Genomic DNA, 25,567 nt, shown 5'->3' with positions numbered 1-25,567 from the left:
CTCCGCGTCTGCTCTCGCCACCACGCTTACCTTCGCTGCGTCCACTACCGCTACTCCGGCTGAATCCGCCTTCGCTGCGTCCACCGCTACGGCCAGCACGCGCTTCGCTGCTGCGTGCTCCACCTTCACCACGCGAGCGTCCGCCTTCAGCTTGGCCGCCGCGGAAGCTCACGTCTCTGCCTTCGCCTGCTCCACGTCTGCTTTCGCCACCGCGCGCACCTTCACTGCGTCCGCTACCGCTACCGTTGCTCCGGCTGAATCCGCCTTCGCTACGGCTACTGCCACGACCAGCGCGTGCTTCACCACGCGAGTCTGCGCTTTCGCTACGTCCACCGCTGCGTCCAAAACCGCCTCTGCCCTTGTCATCGCGGCGTGCACGACCCTCGCCGCCAGCATTACGACCTGCTGGACGTGTGCGTCCACCTGCTTCGTCTTCCCGATCCTGTCTCTTCCGACCATTGATATCCGCACGGCTCTTCGTTACAGCTTCCGAAATGCCGCTGTCCTTCTCATAACGACGACGTTCGATTTTATGCTTGATTTCCTCTTCAATACGTTGCAGCTCCCCGCGATCATGCTGGGTTGCAAGAGTCAACGCCATACCGTTACCACCAGCACGGCCTGTACGACCGATACGGTGAATATAGCTCTCTACATCATGTGGAATATCATAGTTAAAGACGTGAGTTACGCCTTCGACATCCAGACCACGCGCCGCTACGTCCGTAGCGACAAGTAGCTGCAACTTCGCATCACGGAAACGTTTCATAACCGCTTCGCGCTTCGCCTGTGACAAATCTCCGTGAAGCTCAGCTGAATTATAGCCCATATCCTGCAGTGCTTCATTTAGAGCTGCAACACGGCGCTTCGTACGGCAGAAAATGATGCCGAGGAACGGACGGTACATCTCAAGCATAGAGATCAAAGCCTCCTGCTTCGAACGATCCGAGCATTCAACAATAATCTGACGAATATGCTTTAATGGAACCGGAGAGTTTTCTCCTTTAATGACAACGTCTATTGCCGAGCGTGTGTAAGCTCCAGCAATACGTTTGATTTCTGCAGGCATCGTAGCTGAGAAGAGCATGGTTTGGCGCTTAAAGGGAAGCGCCTGCATCAGCGTCTCCACATCATCCAAGAAGCCCATATGGAGCATCTGATCTGCCTCGTCAAGCACGAGCATTTTGACACCACCAAGCTCCAATGTGCCACGGTTTAAGTGGTCAATCATACGGCCCGGCGTACCAATAATCAGATGCTGTCCACCCTCAAGTTTACGAAGCTGCTTCTCAACATCCTGTCCACCGTACACAGCAAGAATACGGATATCTGTACCTACAGCCATTTTGCGAGCTTCTTCCGTAATTTGCAGTGCCAACTCACGTGTTGGAGCTACAATCAGACCTTGTGGAAAAGGACGTGATGCGTCAATTTTCTGCATCATCGGTAGTAAAAATGCTAGCGTCTTACCCGTTCCCGTCCGAGCGCGAGCAACCACATCTCTACCGTCAAATAACATTGGGATGGTTTCTTCTTGTACCGGAGTCGGTATCGCAATCCCGTTTTCTTTTAGCGTTTGTACAAAACGCTCATTAACGCCTAAATCTTTAAAATTCGGCAAACACTCCACCTCATTCATTGTTTTTGTTTTTCCGGATCACCGGATTCTTAGAAGTCATTTGTGACTCATAACGGACTGCATATCTTAACTGGCTTTAGCCTAATTGATTACGTTCGATATACACTACATATAAGATACCCCACATTGAAAAGACCTGCGTTTATCATAAAGGTAAACAACAGGCGTGTCCATTGGTATCACGAGTCTTATTTTAAGAGTGTCCTAGTATGTTTATCATCATTTGTCTGAACAAACTGACTTCTAATTACGCCACACTAGAATCGCCCAGATCTAAAAATAGAAATAATCATCCATATCAACATCAATACGGCTACAACCGCTCCCAAGGTTATCACTGAAAAATGTCCAAGTATAGACGTTTGCTGCGTTAAAGAAGCTCCAATAATTAGACCAACCATGATAATACTGAATGCTAACAGCACGATACTAAAAGAAAGTCGGCTGCTGATTTGATCCAACTTACGCATAAGCGACTCTAATTCCGGAATGCTGATCTCTACCTTAAGTTTACCTTTGCTGATCAAGGACGAAATCTGTCTCGCCTGTCCCGGCAAGTCAATAATCGCTTCTGCTAGTCCACTCACGCCTCCGAACAGTTTTTTCTGTAAACGATTCACACTGAAACGTTCTTTGATGAGTTTCTTTCCGAATGGCTCCGCCATGTCAATGATACTGAGTGTAGGATCAAGCTTCTCAATCACACCCTCCATGGTTAGCAATGACTTGCCTAATAATGTTAGATCTGGAGGTATAATAATTGCATGCCGCTGCGCAACCCCAAAGAGGTCATTTAGCGCCTTGCCCATACTGATATTAGCGAATGGAATATTATAATATTCTTCACGCAGTCGATCTAAATCCCTGCGCAGCTCGTTCATATCCCCGTCTTCTGGCATCATTCCCAAACGTAGAATCGCTCGCACCATACTATCGGTATTTTTACGCATTAGCGCAATGATGAGGGAAGATAGATGATCCTTCATTTCTTCATCCAGTCTGCCTACCATACCGAAATCTAGAAATGCAAGGCTACCATCTTTCTGGACAAGTAAATTACCCGGATGGGGATCAGCATGAAAGAAACCTTCAATAAATATTTGATGAAGCATTCCATTAACAAGTCGCTCCGCGGTTTTCTGCAGATCATATCCTTGTTCGAAAAGTTCTTCTCGCCGGTTAAGTGTGATACCCTCGACATATTCCATAGTTAATATACGTGTTGAGGTATATGGCCAATAGATAGTCGGGATTACAATATGGGGATCATGCTCAAATTGCATCGCAATTTTCTCCGTATTGCGTCCTTCCTGACTGTAATCCAGCTCCGCTAACATCGCGTTGGAGAACTCCTCCACGAGCCTTGAAGTCTGATATCTTACTACCCATTGCAATCTTTTCTCGGCAAGCTGTACCAAATCACTAAGTATCTCAAGATCCCGGCTGATCATATGCATTGCGCCAGGACGCTGAATTTTAATCGCCACGGATTCACCTGTTTTTAATTTACCAGCGTGCACCTGACCTATCGAGGCAGCCGCTATAGGTGTATCATCGAACCAAGATAGTATATTTTCAATAGGCGTACCCAATTCCTGCTCCAAAATACCGCGAGCAGTTTGTGGTGAAAATGGGGGAACCTGATCCTGAAGTTTGACCAATTCCTGGATAATGTGGTCTGGCAGCAGGTCCGATCTTGTACTGGCCAATTGTCCTAATTTAACAAAGGTTGGCCCCAGATCTTCAAGCACATGTCGGATGCGTTCCCCTATTGTTTTAGTTTCCGGTGCCTCATGGGTAATCCAGCGCCTTGGCAAGGAAAGTACTTGAAAGAGTCCTAATTCCTCAACCATGTAACCAAAGCCATGACGCATGAGCGCCATGGCGATTTCCCGGTAGCGTCCGGCATGTCTGATACGTACAGCCATTTATTCGGTTCGCGAACCTTCCAGTTCAGCAATTTTTCCCTCCAGGGCGGCTATACGTAGTTTCAACTCGGTCACATCTTTTCCTGATGGTACATGGAGATCATGAAGAATACGTGATACCTGCTCTTGGATAAATGTTTTGAACTGAGATTGTTCTTCCTCCCCACGTTCCACAAGGCGGTTTACTAAATCTTTGGACTCTGAAGCGCAAGCTCGCCCCTCTTCACTAAATCATCTACGACTTTCTCAACTTTTTCTTTACTTACAATGGTAAGGCCCCATCCTAAAGAGATTGCTTTTTTGAACAGATCACTCATGGTAAATCCCTCCCATAGCTATATTTTCTTTATTATACCCTGAAATGTTTGCCAATATAAAATGCGGCAAGACTCGCTTGCCGCATTTTATATTTATAATTTGATTTATCACTTCTTTAAACCGGTAAATGGGCAGCATATTTGGCAGCCTGAAGAATGAGTTTACGAACCTGAGGATGAAGGAAAGATGGTTCATGATGGCCAGGCATTAGATAGGCGACTCTGCCCAATCCGTAATTATGCTTCCAAGCTGCAGGATGCCACTCATCGCCTTGCTTGTATTCTAAGAGCACTGCCTTCTCCGTGAATGGATCGAACTGAAATTGGAATGGCTCTTCATCTAATTCAAAAGATTCTATTCCACCCGTAATTGCATGTTGGCCTTCACTAACTCGGAAAGACAGCGGCTGTATCGCAGGATGGCCGATAAACCGCCCCCCAAGTAATTGTGCCATTTCATGTCTACGATTCCCAATTGAAATTCCGTTATGCAGTACAAGCAGTCCTCCACCTTGGCTGACATAAGAGAGCAGCCCCGCGGCCTGTTGCCGCGATATTTTCTCATCCCACAAATCAATGTAACAGATGCACAGATCAAAGTGCTTAATGTTCTCTGCCAAGAGCATGTTCTTGTTCTCGCTGCATTGCACAGACATTACATCATTCAATATATGGCTAATTTGCGCATCCACTCCCTGTAAAGGGTGAAATTTAGGGTGGGTATAATCCCCCAGCAAAAGACTTTTCTTCTTCGTATTCATAAATGTAGTTCCTCCTTATTCAAAAGCAAAGCTGGTATCTTTCTGAAACGTCTCCGTACAAAAATATAAAGTAGTCCAGTTTGCTTGATGACTATCAATGCCAATGTATTAAATTGCTATCTATAGCATTCCACATTTCACAAAAAAAACCTTCTCGTATTCTAATTCCACTTCCTTGTTCGTCATAAATAAACAAGGATGCAGCTTACGCCGTATCCTTGTTCATATCACCTGGATTTCTATCGGCCTTTCTTCTAACTTCGAATTACTTCATTCGCATAATAACGGCCTAATTCAACCATCATGCTACCCATACGTTCATCAACTGGAGGCATAACAAAACGCGTTATTCCTTCTTCCACCAGTGCTTGTCCAGTAATTCTACCAACAACAGCAGCTACCACAGGGCCTTCAAATGCATCTGCAAGAGCCTGTAACTGATCTTGTTCACGTGCATATTCAATTAGGTTGCGAACCTGAGGTGCACTCGTAAAAGCTACCGCATCTACCTGTCCCCCAAGGATCCCAGTAAGTAGTAGCGCAAGCTGCTCTTTCTCCGGTTCAACATGCTTATACGGCAGGACCTGACGCACCTTAGCACCCTGCTCATCTAGCCAAGCTGTAAGCTTGGGAGCCGGATCACCATGAAGCTGTAGAACAACGCTCTGATCCTCAAATGAATAGTCCATCATGCCACGAATCAGGCCTTCGGTGCTTCCATCGTCGTCACGAACAAGAGGGCTAAGCCCTCTCTTCTTCAACGCATTGATCGTTTTATACCCACGAGCGGCAATGGTAGACTGCTCAAGCACGCTTAGAAAAGCGTCTAGCATGCCCATATCTTCTGCCATCGTACAAATAGCATCTAGACCCATACCTGTCGTTAAGATCACCCATTCCGGCGGCTCTGAAATCCATGATTGTATGGATTCACGTAGCTGAGCATCGTCCAGAAATACGGTGCCTTGTGCGGGATGAATTCTGGCTGTACCGCCCATATTTTCAACCAATTTCACCATATCAGACGCTTTACGCGGACCCGTTAATGCGATTGTCTTACCTTCTAATTTTCGCGCCATATCTGGTCTCCTCTTTCCAGGTACTGTATACGTTTTTGTACAGTATACGTTAGAAGGAGGTAGAGTTAAAGAAGTTTTCACACAGCGGCGCTTGCCCGTTTAGCCAGTCTATGTTTCTTCCGATTGTTATATAGATATTGAACAACGAAATATGAAATCACACCCAAAATCAGTCCAAAGAGCGACATTCCAATTAATACATGAAGGCCACCTTGCAGCAAATGCTTGAAAACCGTGAAATCTCCCGACATTATATCACGCCACGGATGCTCCTCCACAGGAATATCAATCGTTTTTTTCGTAAAGAACATTTCTCCGATTTTCTTAGCAAAGGGAAGCAATACAAGAGGAAGGAATGTAAGTTTACCAATGACATTGCCTATAATTGCAGCTGGCATTGAGCCTCCAGCTAATCTTACAATAGGATAAAAAATGAGATACACTAGGGAACCTGTTGAAATAACGATCATCTCTAGTCCGAATCCCAAGGCAAAACCGAGCGAGACTTTTCTTGCTCCACCTGGTGAACGAAAAAGTTTGATCATATTTAGTCTAATTTTTCGATAGAACTGATGAAATATATTGTATTTCTTTCGCTTTATTTTCATGGTATCACCTTTCGGTTTGCCGAAATCGGCAGGACCCTCTTTGCCATAGGCATCTGGATATCCGTTAGAAGTATTGTATCATTTTTACAGCATTTATTCTAACCTATTGTAACCATTTCCCCCTAATTCTACAGCATATGCAATACATCATATATGCCCATAGGGTGTTAGCCCTCCATTTATGTTGGTTTAGCTGGTTTCGCCGATTTAGACGGTCGATGTATGGCAAAGAGCAATAACGGAATAATCATCATGAAAACAATGGCGATCAATGTCCACTGCCGATTAAAATTAAACAACTGAATTGAATTTTGAAAGAACCAGAACGAACTCGTTAATGCAAATAACCCAATAGGTGCAGCCATCATTTTACCGGAAATAGCGGGGAAGAGCGTCTTAAGACCATAACAAATAATGTATAGCTAATCGCCACATTGAGCAGGGCCGCTGGGAACCATAGAGCCACTAAAATAAGATCAAATCGGTCCAAAAAGTCCGTTACACGTAGCTGTCTAACCAGTTCATACGTTGGGTACATCATTCTTTCTGTAATGGGTGCTCCTAATATTAGAAGAAGCATCAATATAATCAATGTTAGTAAGCCCGTTCCTATAAGTAGCGAGTATAGTCCATGACGATAACGGTAATTTTTACCTGAGCAGATAAATGGTAGAGCTAGAACTTGTCCAAGATATGAAAAAGCGATCCAACTCCCTTTTCCAACACCCGCCCAGTCAATATAAAGAACAGGCTTCAAATAACCCGTATTGAAGTCTTTGAACACAACAAAGACCATAAAAAAAACGACGATGATGAGAATCGGTCCATAGAGTTCCGTAATTCCGATCAGCGTTCTTAGACCCCCTCTGACGATATAGACCACGGTCGTTGCAACGCATAAACCGATAACGAAAATAGGGGTGTTCGGTAGTAATAGTACATTCGTGAAGTCGGAAATCGAACGCATATCACGCGTAAGGATAAAGAAGAAGAACAACAAGTACAACAATCCTATAAACCTTCCGATGATTGGGAAACGGCTCGTCAAAGATTGAAAAAGATCCTGACCTGGAAAGCGATTTGCACTTCTCGTTAGAACTAGAAGCAATAGGGCCACTACTAAACCTGCAACTAGGAATGACAAGTAGGCGTGCTGTCTGCCGTAACCGGCCAACTGACTAGGCACATGAATCAACGTAATATTAATAATATAGGTAACGCCAAGTAAAATAACTTGGCGGGATGTAATATTGGGCACATTCTTATCCTCCTTTGACATGTGGCTAATTTACGAAAAAGGAACCCAACGATTGAGCAGCTTTCCGACCCAAACGGATGCATACGTTATTTCATCCAAACGCAGGCTGTATGCCCAAACTCCCATTCCACACAAAAGAATGGCATACGTTAACCAACGATTGACGGGTGCAAGAGTTCTTACAACCTTCCAGTCCAGAAACAGTATGATTGCAGCGCATACGACATAGCCGAGCAATATTTTAATCATTACTGTCCTTCACTTCCTTCTCGCCAATCGGTTTATCCACAGCGCCGATATTTTCGATATGCAGCTGGGTATGGATAACTACCTTTACATCGGGATACAATTCTCTCCATCGATTCTTCATACGAGCCCAGTCACGTGGCTTGCTCTGGCTAATCGTACGACCAAACCCCATACTGTCCACTTTGTACTTTTCTTGTAGCAACCGGATACTAGATAGTACACTATCAATAATCTCCTTACTTACTCTTTTTTCGAGATCTAACAAGTTTTTTGTGCCGCTTAAGCTAGTCAGGGTGTTATTCTCAATGATTGACCCCTTGGCATACACGTTCATATGCATCGTGACATCATCGCCATGAATAACGGGAATCTGTTTCACCGTATTATCAGAGAATCGAATGGATATATGTCCTTTACCTCCTGGGCCATCGACAATAATTTCTGGGTTAGGAGCTTGATTCATAGCCATTGTAAGCATGGACACATGGGGGCCCTCCATCTTACCTACCATTTTATCCCCGCGGAATAGGGCTATACCGACGATTTGAATGTTATTCTTAAATTCCTCTATTCCCTCAGGTGTTCCCGATCTAACCCCAATGTAGGGAAGCGAACAATCAATTCCTTCAGAGAGTAGCGTATTCAATAGTTTTTTCAATGAATCAGGTTTTTTCGTGTACTCAGCGAGTAGCTCTCGAATCATTTCGCTTGGAAACTGTTCCATTGGAGCTTCTGCATCCAAAAGTTTATAGGCGGGTCCACTTGTTATGGCAACCAGGGACGATAATCTATTCTGAGGAATGCGTGCAAATTGATCCATCATTCGTCCAATTCCTTGCTTAGCAAATTCCTCACCAATGAGTAATGAACGGCGGTGTGCGAAGGACAAGATCCGAGAATTACCTGCTTGAATTTCCTGATTAGATTCTCGTAGCGATAAACCTGTCTTAGATTCTATGTAATATGATTTATTACCGCCTCCTGTGCCCCCTCCACCACCCTTACTACCAACACCTCCAAGTTGACCAGGCAGAGCAATTTGCAGTGTACTACGATATAATTCCCCTTCTCTATCAACGGCTGAGCCCATGACAAATGCAACATCATTAATTTCCTTACGATCCCAGCAGCCCGTAAGCCAAAAGGGACAAGTGAGCAACATAGCAGCAAGGATTATTCGACGCATAGATCTTTACCATCCTTTATTGGATTCCGGTGTACCGTTAATTTCCGTCTTCATTCGCTTCTGGTTCTTTTTAGACGACCATGCGGGCCGCTTCGTCATCTTCCACCATGGGGCACGCACGAGAATATCCTTGTTATCTGATCCATAGAAGGGGCTTATGCCCGACATATAGGGAACCCCGAAAGACGTTAGCTGTGTAACATGTACTAGAATACAGGTCACACCTATGATGATGCCGAATAAACCTAGTACACCCGCGAGTAGCATCAATGGAAAGCGCAGAAGTCTTACGGTAATGGCCAGATTAAACCGAGGTATTGTGAAAGAAGCGATCCCTGTCATCGACACAATAATTACCATCGGTGCAGATACTATGCCTGCTTCTACTGCGGCTTGCCCAATAACGAGCGCCCCTAGAATACTTACAGCTTGGCCAACTGTCTTTGGGAGCCGAATGCCCGCTTCCCGAAGTGCTTCGAAAGAGATCTCCATCATCATCGCTTCCACAAGTGCCGGAAAAGGAATGGCTTCCCGAGCAGCGGCTATACTGAGCACAAGCGTAGAAGGGAGCATGTCCTGATGATAGGTAGTGACAGCAATATATAGGGCTGGTAGGAACAAGGCAAAAGATAGAAACAGGTACCTAATCCAGCGTACAAAGTTTGTAATAAAAAACCGCTCATAATAATCCTCACTTGCCTGCATAAGACCCCAAAACGTCACAGGTGCAATGAGCACAAAAGGTGTTCCATCTATAAAAATGGCAAATTGTCCTTCTAGCAGCTGCGCGGTTACTGTGTCTGGTCTTTCTGTATACTGCATCTGCGGAAACGGCGAATACGGATGATCCTCGATTAATTCCTCGATATACCCACTTTCTAATATTCCATCAATATCAATGTCCTTCAGTCGCTTCGATATATCACGGATAACTTTTGGATCAGCAAGACCTTCTACATAGGATAGAACGACATCCGTCTTAGTTTGCTTTCCGAGTACAAAGCTGACCATCTTGAGCTTCGGAGTCTTCAACCTGAAGCGCACGAGCGCCGTGTTGACTCGAATCATTTCAGTAAATCCTTCGCGAGGACCCCGAATAACCGATTCGGTTTCAGGCTCCTGTACCGGACGCCGCTCTCCCCCTTTTACATTGAAGAGATGAACTTGATTAGACCCATCAACGATTAAAGCGGCACTCGAACTCAGTATCCCATCAATCAGTCCTCCCCAAGTCTCTGCACAAGTCACTTGAGTGAGAGATACACGGGTCTCATCTAGTGGATCCAATAGTTTAGATGCATTATTGTCACTGGACTCTGCTTCTTTCGCACTGATTAGTCCTTTAATAATGGGCTCCAAGAGATGCATCTGCAGTTCCTCAGACACAACAATCCCCTCGACGTATACAAGTAACCCATTTAAGCCTGGAGCAAGTTCCATATTACGGTAAATCATATCCGAGCAATCTTTAAAGATTTCCTTCAGCATAGCTGTATTTGATTTAAGGTCCTTGTGGAGGCCCTGTTTATCCAAGTCAGGAGCAGGAAGCCCGAGTAGTCCTTGATTCATTCAAATGCACCTCCATTTCATCCGTCATTCGATGTGGAACAGATATGCAAGTAGGTTGTGCCATAAATGGATAAATTATGTGAAAAAGAAAAAGCCCCTAGAGTTGAACTCTAAGGGCTGATAACTGACTGTATTAGATTTTGAACTGGGCAACCAGTTCCTTCAGTTGCTCTGCTAGTCGATTCAGACTCGCGGCCGATGCTGCGATTTCTTCTATAGAAGCAAACTGCTGCTGAGCAGAAGCCGAAACACCTTGTGTATTATCGGCTGTTACCTCGGATAGACTGCGAATATGCTCGATAGACTTTTCCGCTGCCTCTCCACTTCTTGCAAGTGTTCGTGAAGCTTCAGCAGCGGACTCAATATCCTCCGAAGCACCCGTGACTGCCTTACGGATACGAGAAAATGATCTGCCTGTTAAATCAATGGCTTCAATACCTTCGGTGACCCGGCTCTTAGCCGTCTCCATTGTGATAAGTACACTCTTCATCTCGGTCTGGATTCCGTTCACCAGCTCCTCAATCTGTAGTGCCGCCTTCCTCGATTTCTCTGAAAGCTTACGAACTTCGATGGCAACAACTGCGAACCCGCGTCCATGTTCTCCTGCACGCGCTGCTTCAATGGAAGCATTCAGTGCAAGCAGATGCGTCTGCTGCGCAACGCCTGATATGGTGGTAACCATACTACTAATTCGTTCTGATCGCTCATTGAGGGTATCAATGGTTTGGTCGAGGCTACCCACACTCTCGTGGATGGCTTGAATTTTATCTGCGACACTCACCACCGCATGATTACCTTCCTCGGCAGAATGAGATGTGCGGGACATCGTCTGAGCAACCTGTTGCATATGGGCTGAGATGCGTTCCGATTCCTTGGACATGGTGTCCATATTCCGCATCCCTTCCTCCACACTTCGCAACTGCTGCTCGCTACCCGCAGCAACCTCCTGAATCGCCTCTGTTACACTCTCAATGGATTTGGTGGTCTGTTCAGCGCTCAATGATAGCCCTTTGGCAGAACCGCTACTTGCTCTGTAATATCCTGTACACCGACGATCATTAAGCTAAGATTATCTACCATCTTTTGAAAATGACGGCTGAGGTCACCGATTTCATCCTGCTTCGTAATATCTAGCTTTTCCCGAAGATCGCCTTCGCTGATTCGTTCCGTCGCCTTCGATAGCCGCCCGAGCGGATTCACAATAGAACGTATATTGAAAATGATTAGAACCAGCGCTGCTAGCACGGAAATCAAAATGACTACAATTACCGTGGTTCGTATGCCGCTAACGGCTTGATCCACTTCTTTCTGGTCCATAATTGCAGCTATTTTCCATCCTGTAAGCTTGTTTGTCGTATATGCCATCTTCTTGGACTCATTCTCGAACGAGTATCCGAATTCACCTTCCTGTCCCGCATACAAAGGCTTCACAAATTCTCCTGCTGCACGCTGTCCCATCCGCTTGGATTCTGGATGTACTAAATAATGTTGAGCCGAATCCAGAATGGTTACGAAGCCTGAAGAACCTACCTTAATATCGGTCAAAGTCCGGATCGTATCCAGTTTCAATTCAATAGAAAGAACCCCTTTACCATCGGGCAAAAGCTTGGAAATAGAAGTGGCCATTTCTCCATTGCCCGTCTTAAACACTGGTGAAATTGTTGCGCTCTTATTGCCTTGTTTAACGGCTCTGTTGTACCATTCTTGTTGGCGAACATCATACCGCTCTGGCAGAGGATCTTCTGATACACGGACAAATTCCCCTGTGTCCATACCGAGTAGAACATCTTTTACTTCTGAATTGAGGGCCTTGTATTCGCGAAGCTTATTTTTTAAATAACCGCCCTTGCCAGTAGGGTCCTTCTCAGCCGTTTCTAGATCAGGCAGTTTCATTAGATAGGCGAGATCATCAATCTTAGATTGGATATTCTGCGTGACAATTCGATCAGCCGCTTTTGCACTTTCAAGCGCTGTGTTGGATAATCGATCCTCAATTTCAGCACTAGCTGAACGATAAGACAACATACCGATCATAAAGCTCGGTACCAATAGAACGATTAAGTATGAAATGAGCATTTTCCTACGGATTGTCATATGTATTCTCTTCACATATAAGTTCCTTCCTGTCTAGTCTCGTTCGTTCACTTTGAAATCTGACAAATTAATGCTTAGGGCTTAACCTAAATAAGTCTTTTTTCATATTTATCGGATTTTTCGTACAAGTATTACAATGATAAATATCATAACTGTTAAAATACTACAAATTCAATGGGTCCATAAGACTACTAGACGTTATTATTTTGACAAATGGTGTAAAAATTAGCCGAATTAATATTATTTATAATTTGAAACCAAATTTAATCCTATTGATATGATCCTTTGTACCTAATCATAAAATAGAATTCAGGAAAAATTATGTATAAATTTTCATTTAAAACCGACATTATCCTCTGATTTCAGCTAAAATAGGAAGTAGATGTATTTTTACCCCACGGGAGGATTAATTTTTATGGTAAATAGTTTGTTTGTAAATAGTTGCATCTTTATTACGTTTCTATTCTTCTCGGGTGTCTTATCCAAAAAATATGTCATTGGCGTTCATTCCCTATCCTTATTCGTACGAACAAGCTCAGGTCTGCTGTTCGGTTTATACGGCATCATCCTAATGAATTATAGTTTCTCGGTGGGGCCACACTCGATGGCTGATATGCGTCACCTCTGTATTGTGGTAGTCGCTGTATATATGGGCTGGTTCCCTTCCATTCTGTGTGCCGTAGTTCTATGTCTGGCACGCCTTACCATCTTCGGTTGGTCTTCTGCAGGATTGGTGGCTTCTGCTGGCATGCTCTTAATCGGTATATTATGCGGCCTTATTTCTTTACGTCCTTGGTCCCGACTAATAAAAATGAATGTGATGAATTTAGTAAGTATGTTGATCATATTCATTTCACTTCGTATCAATCTTAAAAGCTTACATACAGTCATGACGTTTTATCCAACGCAATTTTTTATCGCTATCGCTGGATGCCTGCTCGTTTACGCGATCACTGAGCATATATACTCGTCCAATGAGTTATTTGCACAATTGGAAAAACGTGCATCGACCGATCATTTAACTCAGTTGAACAATTTAAGACAGTTCGAGTGGTCACTACGCACGGAACTGTCCCATGCTAGAATTAGGGGAGACAAACTATCCCTCCTTATTATTGATATTGATCATTTCAAAAAAGTGAATGATACTTACGGTCATTTAGCTGGAGATGCCGTATTGAAAGAACTTGGAAATATACTTGTTACCCATGCCCGTCCGTTCGATATCGTCTCCAGAAATGGTGGTGAGGAATTTACCATTCTCTTAATCGACTGCCCTGATATCAATGCCATCATTATGGGCGAGAAAATCCGTAAAGCCGTTCAAGCCCACAGCTTCAAGATTCTGGATGACAATCATAAAAGGCTTAATATTACGGTATCGATCGGTGTATCCACATATCCCGATTGCGCGGAGGGAATCGACCCCACTTCCCCGCAAGGCGAGCAGAGCCTCATTGAACAGGCTGACAAAGCTTTGTATCAAGCTAAGAACAACGGGCGCAATCGTGTTTGTTCCTTCAAGCGTCAATTGATCTTCGCACTAGAGAGCGATAAATAACCTATTCATCCGTCGTCACCACTCTTCGCATCGCAATAAAACAGCCTGGAATGCATGAATGCATCCCAGGCTGTTTATGTTTATTGTTGTAATCCTTGTTGAATCCGCTCGGATAGGACAACTAGATCCTCCCTAACCTGATTCATTTCTTGAATTTTAATATCTACAAGGTTGATTTGCCTTGTGACGGCTTCTTCCATCTTCTTGAGCTCCGTGGTCCGTAAATTATGATCTTCTAAATTCGTAAATATATTTCGATGTTCCTGTACCTGTTCATAAATGACCAGATACTCCTGTATTTCCTGTAGAGAAAAACCAAGTACTTTTTTAGCTACAACGATATTTTTTAAATGCTGTACGTCATCCTCAGTATATAACCGAATGCCCCCGTCCGAGCGCTCAGGCGACTTGATTAGACCGATTTCTTCATAATAACGGATTGTCCGCTTGGTAAGTCCGGTTTCTTTGGCTACTTCGTCAATTTTCAACCAGTTCAATACGGGTACCTCCCATCTGAAACTTCATGATAACCTTGTACCTTATATCTAAAGTATATCCTTCTAATCGAGTGAACGCCAATGTGAATGTCATGTAAGGACCACTGAGCAGTATCCCATTTAAGTATGGTTTCTTTTGGTAAGGAAATGGAAATACAAGAGAATATATAAGATGAGGAGGATGAACTATGCACACGACAGATTCCGTATCTCGGAACTTGCCGCAATACCCGGAATCCCTGTGGAGAACCACGACAACACTCCCTTCTTTTCCAGCACTTTCTGAAAATATTGAGGTGGATGTTGCCATTGTTGGCGCGGGTATTACCGGTATTACCACAGCTTACCTATTATCCACTGCCGGTTATAAAGTTGCCCTGCTGGAAGCAGGTCTGATCCTAAATGGCACAACTGGACATACGACGGCCAAAATTACGTCCCAACATGGAATGATTTATGATGAATTACTAAACCATTTGGGTAAAGAAAAAGCAGCCATGTATTATCGCGCTAATGCTGAGGCTGCGCAGTTCATTAAAGATACGGCAGCTCAGCTACAAATCGAATGTGAATTAAAACCGGAAGACGCCTATCTATACATGGAGCAAGATACGAATCTGAGCAAGCTTGAGAAGGAAATGAATGCTTACCGCGAACTAGGCATCCCTGGCGAATGGATTGACAAGCTCCCTCTTTCATTACCCGTAAAGGCAGCCATTCGAATGCCCGAACAAGCTCACTTTCATCCCCTGAAGTACCTAAAGCGACTTGTGGAAGGCATTGTACAAGCAGGTGGCAAACTTTACGAGCATACGACCATAGAGAAGCTTGAGAAGGAAGGTCCATTTACGCTCAAAACATACCACGGGGGCCGTAGCATCCGCTGTAATCATGTCGTCTCCGCAGCTCACTTCCCCTTCTATGATGGTGGCGGCCTGTACTTCACTCGCTTGCATGCCCAGCGCTCCTACGTTGTGGCTATGAAACCTTCAGCACCCTTTGTAGGCGGCATGTACTTGAGTGCGGATGAGCCGAAGCGTTCACTTCGATCCGCGAACTGGGAAGGCGAAGAGGTCGTGCTTGTTGGCGGCGAGAGTCACAAAACGGGTCAAGGAATTTGTACACATCAACATTATGAAAGGCTAGAGGAATTTGGTACCCAAGTCCTTGGCAATCAGGGTATTCCTTTTCGCTGGTCTGCACAGGATTTAGTGTCGCTAGACAAAGTTCCGTATATCGGCCAGCTCACTGCAAGCGATGCTGGGATTTATGTAGCTACAGGCTATAACAAATGGGGCATGACAACAGGCACCCTTGCTGGGCGTCTGATTACCGAACAAATTCAAGGCAAGGACAACCCTTATACTTCACTGTTCACCCCTTCACGGTTCAAGGCTGACCCGTCGTTGAAACATTTTGCGACGGAGAACGTAAATGTAGCTAAGGAACTCATCGCTGGCAAGCTCGAGATGGTACACCGCAAAGCAGATGCATTACAACATGATGAAGGGTCTGTTGTAGTTCATCATGGTAAACGCGCCGGTGCTTATCGCGATCCGGAAGGAAAGATATTTCTGGTAGACACCACCTGTACGCATTTAGGATGCGAAACCGCTTGGAATGAGGCGGAACGCACTTGGGATTGTCCTTGTCACGGTTCAAGATTCAACTATGATGGCTCCGTTATCGAAGGTCCAGCGACCGAGCCGCTTGGCAAATTGAAACTAGACGAGTAAACTACTTTAATGAACGACACTACTACCTCAGGAGGCGATTCTATGATAGTCGTAACCAATACGATTCAAGTAAAAGAAGGGTTCGGGAAGACATTAGCGGAGCGCTTCACACAAGCTAAAGGTGTTCAAGAAATGCCCGGTTTTGTACGCATGGAAGTCTGGCTCGGTAAAGATCAAAAAGGTGAAGAAGTAAAAGTATCCACCGTTTGGCAAGACGAAGCATCATTCAAAAACTGGACTTCCAGTGAGTCTTTCCGTCAATCCCATCGTGGGCAAGGCGGTAATGAAGCCATTGTTAGTTCTGCACTGAATCAATATGAGCTGTTTATCAGCCACCCCTTAATAGCCCTTAGTGTTCCTAAATAATGAATGCATTTAGCTGGTCATTTGTATAACTATGAGAAAAAGAGGCTTTCCTCCAAAGTCGTTTAGACCTAGAGGGAAGCCTCTTTGGTTTTGCCTGAATATAACCCATAATCGTTAATACATCGGCGATTGAAAAAAGAAGTTCGGCGTGACGATTTTGTTATCGTACGACTGGTGAAAGATGTGGGTTGTTGCCGGAGATACCGGCGGAATCAACCACGTCCAGTTGCCTGTAAGTGGACGTTTTGCCTTCGCCTCCCGCTCCTCGAACAAGCGGAACTGCGTAGCCGCCGTATGGTGATCTACCATACTCACGCCAGCCTGCTTGAAGGAATGCAGCACCGCCACATTCATCTCCACTAATGCACGGTCGCGCCAGAGGGTCGTCTCCGTGGTCGTCGACAATCCCATAAGTGAAGCTACCTGCGGCAGCAGGTTATAGCGCTGCTCATCCGCAAGATTGCGTGCACCAATCTCCGTAACCATGTACCAACCGTTAAACGGTGCTGCTTGATAATGAATACCGCCAATAACCATCTCCATTTCAGAAATGATCGGCACGGCATACCACCTCAAACCAAGCTGAGCAAATTCAGGGAGATCTGGATGAGTCAATGGAACTTGAATCACTAACTCTGAGGGGATGGGATACCACTGCGGTTTGTCTTCACCAATTTGTACGACAAGAGGCAACACATCAAAAGGTGTACCCTCTCCGCGCCATCCAAGTTCCATACATTGTGTTGTGAAAGCAACGGAAGCCGGATCCCCAACAATCTGATCACCTTCCATGTAACCAGCATACCGGATTAACTGGTGATTCCAGATTCGAATCCCCTTCTGACCATCCTTTGCGGGCTTAAAGACTGTAATCGTCGGCATAATTTTACCACCGTTCGTACCATACTCGATATGCCGCAGCAGCGCCTGCACCACATCTTCAGCACGCTCCAAATGTCGTTCATCCAGCACATGCATCGAATCCCAGAACAGGCGCCCAATGCAGCGATTGCTGTTGCGCCATGCCATTTTGGCTCCATGTTCGAGTTCCTCAAACGTATGTTCATACGTTCCAGACGTTTCAATGCTGGCTCTAATCTCCAAAATCCTATTGGTCATGTCTTGTTCTGTTTTTCCAAGTTCCTGATAACAAGTAACAATATAATCTTCTGCTTCCTGCAGCAGTTTGCCATGTGTCTTCACAAATATTCACCTCGACTATATAACCCTAGCACTGTTCTATTATAAGCTTAAATAAGCCGCAGTACCCTTGAAGAGTTGATATATTCGTGAACCTTATCTCATGTGAATCAGCGATGTCATGATGACATCCATCATTTATGCCCCAGCTTCTACCTGATCTTCCTTAGGCTTTGATGACAGCACTTCTTTCTTCAAGAACCAGCATAATATAAACACGATGATCATTGAGACAAAAGAATACATGTAGATATGCTGGAACGACTCTACGAACATCGTTTTTACCGTCGTGACCAGATTGGTTGGAAGATCTTTAGGTATACCACCTGCGGCCAAATCCTGCATATGCCCTTTTATGCTCTCAGGTAGCTGTGAGCCTAAACTTCCTATTTTCGACATGAGCGTCGAGGATAGGAGGTTGCCGAACAAACTTACACCGATCGTTGCACCAATCGTTTGAAATAAGGGAACAGTTGCCAAGCAACCCCAACATGCTCTTTCTCCACTGACTCTTGAACAATCAGATTGTCACTTCCGAACAGAACGCCCATGCCAAGACCCGAGATCAAAAAGAAAATCAAAATCTGCATAACCGTCGTATCTATACTAATATGCGAGAAGAGATAAAAACCGATAACTGGCAGGATAAATCCGATGCCAAATATTTCACGATAGCGAACCTTTGTTAACAAGAATCCGCAAACGATGGACGTAGCTACGGCACCCACCATCATGGGTAGCTGCAAATAACCAGATTCTGTTGGCGTGAGCCCCAACACATTCTGCCCGAAATACGGAAATGATGAGAAAGCCCCCATCAGCCCAAAGCCCACAATAAATACAATTGCAGATAAAACAACAATGTTGCGGTTTTTAAATAAGTGCAACGGAACGATAGGTTCCTTTACTTTGGACTCTACCCATATAAAAATTCCTAGCAGGACAACGCCGAGCACTAGCAATCCGGTAATAAGCGGCGAAGACCAAGCGTACCCACTATTTTGAACAAGCACAGGTGTGATTAACAACGAAACAATGGACGCGACCAATAAAGATGCTCCGCCCCAGTCAATAATCACCTTCTTCACTCGCTTCGTCTCTCGAAGTCCGATAGCCAAGAAAATTGCGGCAATTACGCCAACTGGAATATTTACAAAGAAGATCCAATGCCAATTTACTTGATCAACGAAAAACCCACCCATTAGCGGCCCCAGCAGCATGGGAATAAACATGACCGGTCCCATAATGCCCTGTACTTTAGCCCGCTGCTCCACTGGAAAAAGATCGCTCGAAATCGTCATCGCAAGTGGCATTAAACCGCCTGCGCCGATTCCCTGAATGCCGCGTCCCACTAATAATAAGATCATGGAATGGGATAATCCGCACACAATCGAGCCCCCGATAAATAAGGTCATACTTAGTAAATAAATCTTTTTGCGTCCCATCAAGTCGGCTAATTTTCCTAAAATTGGCATAAATGCCGACATGGCAAGCATATAAACCCCAGCTACCCATCCATACAGAGACAGCCCACCAAGTTCACGAATGATCGTCGGCATCGCAGTACTGACGACTGTTTCATCTAATTCTGAAAATATAATTCCTATGAGTAGGCCAATCATGACAAGGATTTTGTTATTCTTTTTCTCTACAATCCCCTGCCCACCCTTTAATGTATTCTCCACTTTCATTCAGCTCCTTAAACGATGTAAATCGAGTATAAAAAAGTTATATGAACTGAATATGAACTGAAATTTAGCTAAAAAATGGGAAGGTCACCGTCTCCGGTAACCTTCCCATCCTATTTATTTTCCATAATCATATGTTTAAATTGTAAAGTTCAGCGGCCTTAAATCTGCTTGCTTGCCTCTGCCTCTGATACCTCCACATGAGTTCCTGGCCAAAAGGCAAAGCGTCCAAACAACATGGTTAATGCTGGTACCAGGAATGGACGGACAATGAAGGTATCTAGCAAAACACCTACAGCGGTAATAATACCGAACTGTACAAGTACCTGAATTGGCAGGGATGCCAGAACTGCAAACGTTCCTGCTAGAATTAAACCAGCGGAAGTAATAACGGAGCTTGTTTCACCCACACCTTCCTTGATCGCTTGCTTGAGCGGCATGTACTTTCTCTTCTTCCAGATGCTCGAAATCATAAAGATATTATAATCTTCGCCGAGTGCGACTAGGAATACGAAGGAATACAGTGGAATTGCACCTTGAATCGCGTCTGCACCCAGGCCGTAGTGAATAATAATCCAGCCCAGACCAAGCGCTGAGAAGTAAGACAGAATGACCGTTAGAACGAGATAGATCGTCGCTACAATGGAACGTAGATAAACGAGAAGCAATAGCGTAATCATCCCAATAACAACAGGGATAATAATCATCGTATCGCGGTCACCCGTTTCCTTCGTATCATATTGAGTAGCTGTCTGCCCGCTGATCCATACTTTATCCGCTGGTGCAGCAATTCCAGCATCCTGTAGCGACTGTTCTGCTACCTTACGAAGATCTGGAATATGGTTCATAGCCTCGATAGAGTAAGGATTCATTTTTAATTCAATGTCATATGCGACGATGTTGGCATTCTTCTCACCCTTTGCAGGCTGCGAAACGGTATCTACATACGGTAAATCCGCAAGCTTCTTGCCAAGTGCTTCTTCCTTGCCTTCGGCATCCACAATGACTTTAACGGGAGCAAGCTCACCTTCTGAGAATTGTTTGCCGATCATATCAAATCCTTCACGTGAGGACATGTCTTTGGGGAAGGAGGACATAATATCATACGTGAATTTGACTTGGGTTGAAAATGAGGCCAATCCACCTAACACAACCAATGTGATGATCACAATCATCCATGGCTTACTCACAACCAGATTTCCAATCCAGCTCTCCCGTTTAGGTTTACGTACAGGTGCTGGCTTACCTTTCTTACGTGCCCGTTCCACTTCCATCTCAGGGGTGCGAGGAATGAATGGGAAGAAGGATACGCGTCCGAAAATAGCCAGTAATGCCGGTACAAGTGTGAGACTCGCAATGACCATGACTAGAATAGATACGCTGAATGGGATGGCAAAACGGTGGTAAGCACCGTATTTAGCTAGCATTAGCGCCAGTAGAGCAAGGACGACGGTGAATCCACTCATTGCGATTGCTCCGCCCGATTCGGTAATGGAGCGCAGCAATGCCTTGCTCTTGCTTCCCTCTTCCTTCAGTAAATGACGGAAGTGAGAGATCAGGAATAAGCAATAATCTGTTCCGGCACCGAATAAGAGTACGGTCATAATCGATATGGCCTGTGAATCGACAGTGATCCAGCCTTTGCTAGCCATCATACCTAGCAGCGGACTAACTGCTCCATAAGCAAAACCGACAGCAATCAGTGGGATAAAGGCCAAGATAGGTGAACGATAAATCAGAAGTAGGAAGACAAGAACAAGAATGACGGTAGCAAGCATGAGCTTGAAGTCCGCGTTCTTAAAGAGTCCACTCGCATCAATGGAGATGCCCACAGGGCCAGTTACACGTGCGCTAAGCTCTGAGGCTGAATCTTGCTTAGCAGCGAAGGGATCTGCACCCATCTCTTTAGCAGCCTGAGATTTCAGCTGTTCTACGCCTTCCTTCAATTGATCGCTATCCGCATCTTTCTTGAAAAGCACAGGTGTTACCAGTGTACTTTTGTCTTCAGACAGCTGAATTTGCAGAGCCTGTATAGGCATCTTATCTAACGGAGGTACGAAGTCCTGATTAGCCACGGGTGTAGCCGTCCAGTCTGCATATAGCTTCTGTATATGCTTCAAGTCTTCTTCTTTCATACCACCTTCACGGTGCCAGACTAGCAGTGCAGGCACGCCAGTTCCGCCACTAAACTGCTCCTCCGCAACCTTTTCCGCCTGAACGGAAGGGGTATCGCTTTGCAAATTGGCTGCATTGTTCTGAACTTCCTTATTGACCATAGGCCACATCGCGCTTAGGACACCTACAACGATGATCCAAACGGCAAGTGTGATCCATTTACTTCGTTTTCCGGCAACGACTCTGCCATAACCTGATTGCTGTTCTTGCATAATTCTCCTCCTCACCCTTTATCGGGCGCAATGGGTATAGTATATTATTGCCATTAACATAAAAACATAAAAAAGATATGTAATAACCATTTGATCTGTATATAATAATTATATATACCGGAAGGTTAATTATCAATCATATTTTTTAAAGTTATTTGGAGGAACATACAATGAATACACCCCATTCCAAAGATCAAGAGCCAAAACGTTCACCTGGTAGACCCAAGCGGCTTGAACAGGATGCTCCCATGAATGAACTTATATTGCAGACCGCATCACGATTATTTATGGAATACGGATATGAGCCTGTATCTCTTCAACAAATAGCCAAGGTATGTGGCGTGACCAAGGCATCTATATACTATCATTTCATCAATAAATCACAGCTCTTCACGGCTGCCGTCACTTCTATGATGGGCATGGCCAGATCAAGCTCACTGCGGATTATGCAGCAAGAGGATCTTCCGCTCTATGATCGATTAGTCACCTTGGCTGAAGTGAAGCTACGCTTTCCGCATGGTGACTTCGAGACCATTATGAGAGAAGCAGGCGGTTCCTTATCTCAAGATCAACGAGAAGAAATACGCCTCAGTGAAGAAAAGATACATGATATACTTGTGGATGCTTTCCGCACTGGGATTGATAAAGGAGAAATACGTCACGTGCAGCCGTTACTAATGGCACATACACTGGCATCGATGCTGATGCTTGGCAACCGTGAAATCTCCAAGGATTTCGGCACTTCTCCCGCTGATCTCGCTCGTGAAATCATTGATATGTTCTGGAACGGCGTCTCCGTTGGAGCGAAAGTTAGCCAGAGTTAAAGAAAAACACAATAGCAATCATCGTCATCTCGATAGCAAAAAGGACAGTCCATTTCACGGACTGTCCTTTGCTTATGTTCGTTTTACCTAAGGAAGCATCTTTACATACGTTCCATACACAAATGCTGTCTTACCATGATAATTGATTTGTAACCAGCCATACGGCGCTGTGCCTGTCACCTCAAAGATACTGCCTTTCGGAGCAGCAGCGAGTACCTTCGCTTTTGCCGAAGCACCTGTACGTACATTCAAGAAGTCTGCTGTAATTTGAGCTTTCTTCACGGATGGTGTAGCTGGTTTAGTAGGTACTGGTTTAGCGGGATTTACTGGTTTAGCGGGATTTACCGGTTTAGGTTTTACTGTCGGAACAGTGGAAGGCTCCGTTGGTTTTGTAGAAGGCTTCTCCACTGGAGCTGGCTCGGTTACCTCTGGTTTAGCAGAAGCTTTCACCGCTTCATTTACTTTGTGGTACAAATCACCTTTTGTTTGCACATCGGTTAACAATGATGGATCCACTTTCGCGGCTGTAGCTAGTGCAGCTACTTCCTCAGCTGTTGCCGCATCTAGAATATTAATGGAAGCAATATTGGTATACTTGCCATCTTCCGTCGTCGGTACAACGAGAATGCCCGCGTTAACCAAATCCACTACATCTGCACGCTCTTTGGAAGTTGTGTCTACGCCAATGATCTTCCAGTTTTGCTGGATTTGTGGTTCATAAACGCCTTTTTTCACATCTTGCAAGTAAGCAATTGCTCGATTACGGATGGTTCCACCTGTTTCACCAAAAGCGCTCTCCGCCTTAGATGTCCAAGTCTTCTCAAACTTACGGCCATCTAGTGCGCCACCTTTAGCAAGCAGTGCATCCATACGGTATGAGTTCATGCCGAGAGTCAATGTATCTGTTGCTTGAATAGCTGTTCCATCCATACGACGAAGATTCGTGATCCGACTGCCGTAAGGCTTAGACAGATCAATTTCGTATTTTACCCCACCAAAGAAATCATCGGTGCTGTATTTAGATGCTCTACGTTTAGGATCGAAGCTTACGGTTACATCACCAGGACGCGTACTGTTAAAATATCCTGCTGACCATTCCATATAATCCTTCAAGTCTTTACCTGTAACTTTATAGTTTGTGATTTCACCCAGAGCAAACTGATAGTTATAGGCGATATCCTTCTTGCGGATCGGACCTACGTCCAGCTTTGCCTTATCGTTATCGATTTGGTGAGCTACCACATCTGCTTTACTATAATAGAGCATCACTTCACTGAAAAAGTCAGAAAGCAAGGTTTCCTGTACCTGTACGGCTGGAACACCCTTCATTTCATTCGCTGGAACGAGATTATTTTTCCCTTTAAGCTCGCCCACAACGATGTTCGCATCTTTACGAGCAAACTCATGATATGGTTGTAACTCTTTCTCTAAATCAGCGTCAGAAACAGCAGGCGTTCCGTCTTTACCTTTAACTGGAATTGCTGTTGCTACTTTGTTCTTCAAGACCATCTTGCCATCTTGCTTCACAAAGGTAAGATCGATACGTGAAATATGCGTGCCGTACTTATCAGGTTCGCCAATCAGTACACCGTTCACGGTAGCACTAGTCACCAGCTTATGCATATGACCTGCGAAGATCGCAGTCAATTGTGGCACTGCATTCGCAATGTCAGATACACCTGTACCTGGAAGCGAGTTCTCGTTATCAAGACCCATATGCATCAATCCGATCATGACATCGGCTTTGCCGTCTAGCTCTTGAACTGCTTTCTTTGTCTCTTGAATTGGATCTTTCACAACCAGTCCTTTAAGATGGTCCGTATCCTTCTCAAAATCGGTGATGAGCGGCGTCGTCATACCGATAATCCCTACTTTAACGCCGGCTTTCTCAACAACTTTGGTAGCTGGGAGAAAACGTTCGCCATTTTCTTTATAAACATTACCTGCTAGCTTCGTCGAATTAAATTGTCCTGTTACCTTTTCAAAAATATCTAGTCCGAAGTTGAACTCATGGTTACCCATGGCCCAAGCATCATAACCGATTTCATTCATGGCCACCATCATCGGAGATTTAGGTTGATCATTGAACAATTCAGCTGAATTGTCTTGGATGACATCTCCTGCATCTAGCAAAATCGTATTCGGATTCTCAGCGCGTACTTTTTTGATTAACGTGTACAACTGCGTGAAGCTTCCGTTCGTGTTGGCAGTGTCCATCGCGTAGTCCCAAGGCATGAAACGGCCGTGTACATCCGAAGTCGCAAGAATCGTGATATGCGTCTCTTCTGGCTTCACTTCCTCTGCTTTCACATTCACAGGCTGAACAGTCAAGGCCGCCGAAACGGTTAGTGCCGCCGCTAAGGCAAAGCCTGTCAATTTCTTCAAACTTTTCTTCATCGTAGACATGAAATTTCCCCTTTATCATGTTGTGCAATTATCTAATGGCAATCATTGTTGTGAACGCTACCATCTAAAAAATGCCATTCGCCCATTGTAATCTATTATTTGCCAGTCGTAAACAAACAAATAACCAAACAAAGGAAAACAAAAGGAAAAACACATTCGTTCGAAATCCCTACCATTCATAGCATACTGAGCTCTATAATCGCAAAAAAAGGTT

At 44.7% G+C, this 25,567-nt stretch carries 22 protein-coding genes and 1 pseudogene; 4 read left to right on the top strand and 19 right to left on the bottom strand.

What is annotated here, in order from left to right; all coding sequences use genetic code 11:
* From JCM16418_RS19330 to JCM16418_RS23965, 13 genes and pseudogenes are all read right to left on the bottom strand, one after another.
* Positions 1-1,621: DEAD/DEAH box helicase (locus tag JCM16418_RS19330; RefSeq protein ID WP_242403913.1), on the bottom strand; the 1,621-nt coding region annotated here is incomplete at its 3' end.
* Between the two features lie 275 nt (positions 1,622-1,896).
* Entirely contained in the window at positions 1,897-3,567 is a 1,671-nt protein-coding gene (locus JCM16418_RS19325) for an AarF/UbiB family protein (protein WP_036652289.1), read from the bottom strand.
* Positions 3,568-3,884 (bottom strand): annotated as a pseudogene (locus tag JCM16418_RS19320) (phasin family protein). It lies immediately after the preceding gene.
* Positions 3,885-4,000: 116 nt separating this feature from the next.
* Positions 4,001-4,645, bottom strand: coding sequence for a ThuA domain-containing protein (locus JCM16418_RS19315; protein ID WP_036652287.1), 645 nt, complete (start codon positions 4,643-4,645; stop codon positions 4,001-4,003).
* A gap of 254 nt (positions 4,646-4,899) precedes the next feature.
* Positions 4,900-5,724 (bottom strand): uroporphyrinogen-III synthase, encoded by an 825-nt coding sequence (locus JCM16418_RS19310; protein ID WP_036652285.1) that lies wholly within the window; start codon positions 5,722-5,724, stop codon positions 4,900-4,902.
* Positions 5,725-5,801: 77 nt separating this feature from the next.
* The gene (locus JCM16418_RS19305; protein WP_036652283.1) at positions 5,802-6,332 is read right to left on the bottom strand and encodes a DUF2062 domain-containing protein; all 531 of its coding nucleotides are present in this window, start codon (positions 6,330-6,332) and stop codon (positions 5,802-5,804) included.
* Between the two features lie 179 nt (positions 6,333-6,511).
* The gene (locus JCM16418_RS24785) at positions 6,512-6,700 is read right to left on the bottom strand and encodes a hypothetical protein (RefSeq protein ID WP_148298869.1); all 189 of its coding nucleotides are present in this window, start codon (positions 6,698-6,700) and stop codon (positions 6,512-6,514) included.
* The gene (locus tag JCM16418_RS19300; protein WP_052020562.1) at positions 6,697-7,590 is read right to left on the bottom strand and encodes a GerAB/ArcD/ProY family transporter; all 894 of its coding nucleotides are present in this window, start codon (positions 7,588-7,590) and stop codon (positions 6,697-6,699) included. Before JCM16418_RS19300 ends, JCM16418_RS24785 begins: the two co-directional genes overlap by 4 nt.
* 30 nt (positions 7,591-7,620) lie before the next feature.
* Positions 7,621-7,839, bottom strand: coding sequence for a hypothetical protein (locus tag JCM16418_RS19295; protein ID WP_036652281.1), 219 nt, complete (start codon positions 7,837-7,839; stop codon positions 7,621-7,623).
* Entirely contained in the window at positions 7,832-9,025 is a 1,194-nt protein-coding gene (locus tag JCM16418_RS19290; protein WP_036652279.1) for a Ger(x)C family spore germination protein, read from the bottom strand. The genes JCM16418_RS19295 and JCM16418_RS19290 overlap by 8 nt, the downstream gene beginning before the upstream one ends.
* Positions 9,026-9,031: 6 nt before the next feature.
* Positions 9,032-10,594, bottom strand: coding sequence for a spore germination protein (locus JCM16418_RS19285; RefSeq protein WP_052020560.1), 1,563 nt, complete (start codon positions 10,592-10,594; stop codon positions 9,032-9,034).
* A gap of 133 nt (positions 10,595-10,727) precedes the next feature.
* Complete coding sequence (locus tag JCM16418_RS23970; protein WP_052020557.1) at positions 10,728-11,594, bottom strand: methyl-accepting chemotaxis protein; 867 nt, start codon at positions 11,592-11,594, stop codon at positions 10,728-10,730.
* Entirely contained in the window at positions 11,591-12,703 is a 1,113-nt protein-coding gene (locus JCM16418_RS23965) for a cache domain-containing protein (RefSeq protein WP_148298868.1), read from the bottom strand. The genes JCM16418_RS23970 and JCM16418_RS23965 overlap by 4 nt, the downstream gene beginning before the upstream one ends.
* A 400-nt stretch (positions 12,704-13,103) precedes the next feature.
* Here JCM16418_RS23965 and JCM16418_RS19275 point away from each other — a divergent pair, with 400 nt between their 5' ends.
* Complete coding sequence (locus JCM16418_RS19275; RefSeq protein ID WP_052020553.1) at positions 13,104-14,249, top strand: GGDEF domain-containing protein; 1,146 nt, start codon at positions 13,104-13,106, stop codon at positions 14,247-14,249.
* Positions 14,250-14,329: 80 nt separating this feature from the next.
* Here the strand turns inward: JCM16418_RS19275 and JCM16418_RS19270 are convergent, their stop codons facing one another.
* The gene (locus tag JCM16418_RS19270) at positions 14,330-14,746 is read right to left on the bottom strand and encodes a MerR family transcriptional regulator (protein ID WP_036652276.1); all 417 of its coding nucleotides are present in this window, start codon (positions 14,744-14,746) and stop codon (positions 14,330-14,332) included.
* Positions 14,747-14,934: 188 nt separating this feature from the next.
* On the opposite strand from JCM16418_RS19270, the gene JCM16418_RS19265 reads away from it, so the two are divergent.
* Both JCM16418_RS19265 and JCM16418_RS19260 read left to right on the top strand, forming a co-directional pair.
* Positions 14,935-16,482 (top strand): FAD-dependent oxidoreductase, encoded by a 1,548-nt coding sequence (locus JCM16418_RS19265; RefSeq protein ID WP_036652274.1) that lies wholly within the window; start codon positions 14,935-14,937, stop codon positions 16,480-16,482.
* A gap of 42 nt (positions 16,483-16,524) precedes the next feature.
* Positions 16,525-16,848, top strand: a complete 324-nt coding sequence (locus JCM16418_RS19260; protein WP_036652272.1) for an antibiotic biosynthesis monooxygenase — start codon at positions 16,525-16,527, stop codon at positions 16,846-16,848.
* A 114-nt stretch (positions 16,849-16,962) separates the two neighbouring features.
* On the opposite strand, the gene JCM16418_RS19255 is transcribed toward JCM16418_RS19260, so the two are convergent.
* The 4 genes from JCM16418_RS19255 to JCM16418_RS19245 form a co-directional block, all read right to left on the bottom strand.
* Positions 16,963-18,051: a nitric oxide synthase oxygenase gene (locus JCM16418_RS19255; RefSeq protein ID WP_036652270.1), complete on the bottom strand. Its 1,089-nt coding sequence runs from the start codon at positions 18,049-18,051 to the stop codon at positions 16,963-16,965.
* 135 nt (positions 18,052-18,186) lie between these two features.
* Positions 18,187-18,528 carry a hypothetical protein gene (locus JCM16418_RS26090; RefSeq protein ID WP_242403912.1) on the bottom strand — a complete coding sequence of 114 codons (342 nt, stop codon included), beginning with the start codon at positions 18,526-18,528 and terminating at the stop codon, positions 18,187-18,189.
* Positions 18,480-19,733, bottom strand: a complete 1,254-nt coding sequence (locus JCM16418_RS19250; protein ID WP_242403911.1) for an MDR family MFS transporter — start codon at positions 19,731-19,733, stop codon at positions 18,480-18,482. The genes JCM16418_RS26090 and JCM16418_RS19250 overlap by 49 nt, the downstream gene beginning before the upstream one ends.
* Positions 19,734-19,897: 164 nt before the next feature.
* A complete protein-coding gene (locus tag JCM16418_RS19245; RefSeq protein WP_036652269.1) occupies positions 19,898-22,123 on the bottom strand; it encodes an MMPL family transporter in 2,226 nt (741 codons plus the stop codon).
* A 170-nt stretch (positions 22,124-22,293) separates the two neighbouring features.
* Between JCM16418_RS19245 and JCM16418_RS19240 the strand changes: the two genes are divergently transcribed.
* Entirely contained in the window at positions 22,294-22,947 is a 654-nt protein-coding gene (locus tag JCM16418_RS19240; RefSeq protein WP_036652267.1) for a TetR/AcrR family transcriptional regulator, read from the top strand.
* A gap of 87 nt (positions 22,948-23,034) precedes the next feature.
* Here the strand turns inward: JCM16418_RS19240 and JCM16418_RS19235 are convergent, their stop codons facing one another.
* The gene (locus JCM16418_RS19235; RefSeq protein WP_036652317.1) at positions 23,035-25,344 is read right to left on the bottom strand and encodes a 5'-nucleotidase C-terminal domain-containing protein; all 2,310 of its coding nucleotides are present in this window, start codon (positions 25,342-25,344) and stop codon (positions 23,035-23,037) included.
* Positions 25,345-25,567 lie beyond the last annotated feature (223 nt).

It is taken from the genome of Paenibacillus pini JCM 16418 (genome assembly GCF_000576305.1).
In the GTDB taxonomy this organism is placed as follows: Bacteria; Bacillota; Bacilli; order Paenibacillales; family Paenibacillaceae; genus Paenibacillus_AQ; species Paenibacillus_AQ pini.
Note: the sequence above shows the minus strand (reverse complement) of the source record. Positions and strands in the feature narration are given on the sequence as shown.

Excerpts from the sequence above, each read along its gene's own strand:
- JCM16418_RS19325 (WP_036652289.1), bottom strand. The coding sequence starts at position 3,567 with ATGGCTGTACGTATCAGACATGCCGGACGCTACCGGGAAATCGCCATG.
- JCM16418_RS19315 (WP_036652287.1), bottom strand. The coding sequence starts at position 4,645 with ATGAATACGAAGAAGAAAAGTCTTTTGCTGGGGGATTATACCCACCCT.
- JCM16418_RS19310 (WP_036652285.1), bottom strand. The coding sequence starts at position 5,724 with ATGGCGCGAAAATTAGAAGGTAAGACAATCGCATTAACGGGTCCGCGT.
- JCM16418_RS19305 (WP_036652283.1), bottom strand. The coding sequence starts at position 6,332 with ATGAAAATAAAGCGAAAGAAATACAATATATTTCATCAGTTCTATCGA.
- JCM16418_RS24785 (WP_148298869.1), bottom strand. The coding sequence starts at position 6,700 with ATGATGGCTGCACCTATTGGGTTATTTGCATTAACGAGTTCGTTCTGG.
- JCM16418_RS19295 (WP_036652281.1), bottom strand. The coding sequence starts at position 7,839 with ATGATTAAAATATTGCTCGGCTATGTCGTATGCGCTGCAATCATACTG.
- JCM16418_RS19290 (WP_036652279.1), bottom strand. The coding sequence starts at position 9,025 with ATGCGTCGAATAATCCTTGCTGCTATGTTGCTCACTTGTCCCTTTTGG.
- JCM16418_RS19285 (WP_052020560.1), bottom strand. The coding sequence starts at position 10,594 with ATGAATCAAGGACTACTCGGGCTTCCTGCTCCTGACTTGGATAAACAG.
- JCM16418_RS19275 (WP_052020553.1), top strand. The coding sequence starts at position 13,104 with ATGGTAAATAGTTTGTTTGTAAATAGTTGCATCTTTATTACGTTTCTA.
- JCM16418_RS19265 (WP_036652274.1), top strand. The coding sequence starts at position 14,935 with ATGCACACGACAGATTCCGTATCTCGGAACTTGCCGCAATACCCGGAA.
- JCM16418_RS19260 (WP_036652272.1), top strand. The coding sequence starts at position 16,525 with ATGATAGTCGTAACCAATACGATTCAAGTAAAAGAAGGGTTCGGGAAG.
- JCM16418_RS19245 (WP_036652269.1), bottom strand. The coding sequence starts at position 22,123 with ATGCAAGAACAGCAATCAGGTTATGGCAGAGTCGTTGCCGGAAAACGA.
- JCM16418_RS19240 (WP_036652267.1), top strand. The coding sequence starts at position 22,294 with ATGAATACACCCCATTCCAAAGATCAAGAGCCAAAACGTTCACCTGGT.
- JCM16418_RS19235 (WP_036652317.1), bottom strand. The coding sequence starts at position 25,344 with ATGAAGAAAAGTTTGAAGAAATTGACAGGCTTTGCCTTAGCGGCGGCA.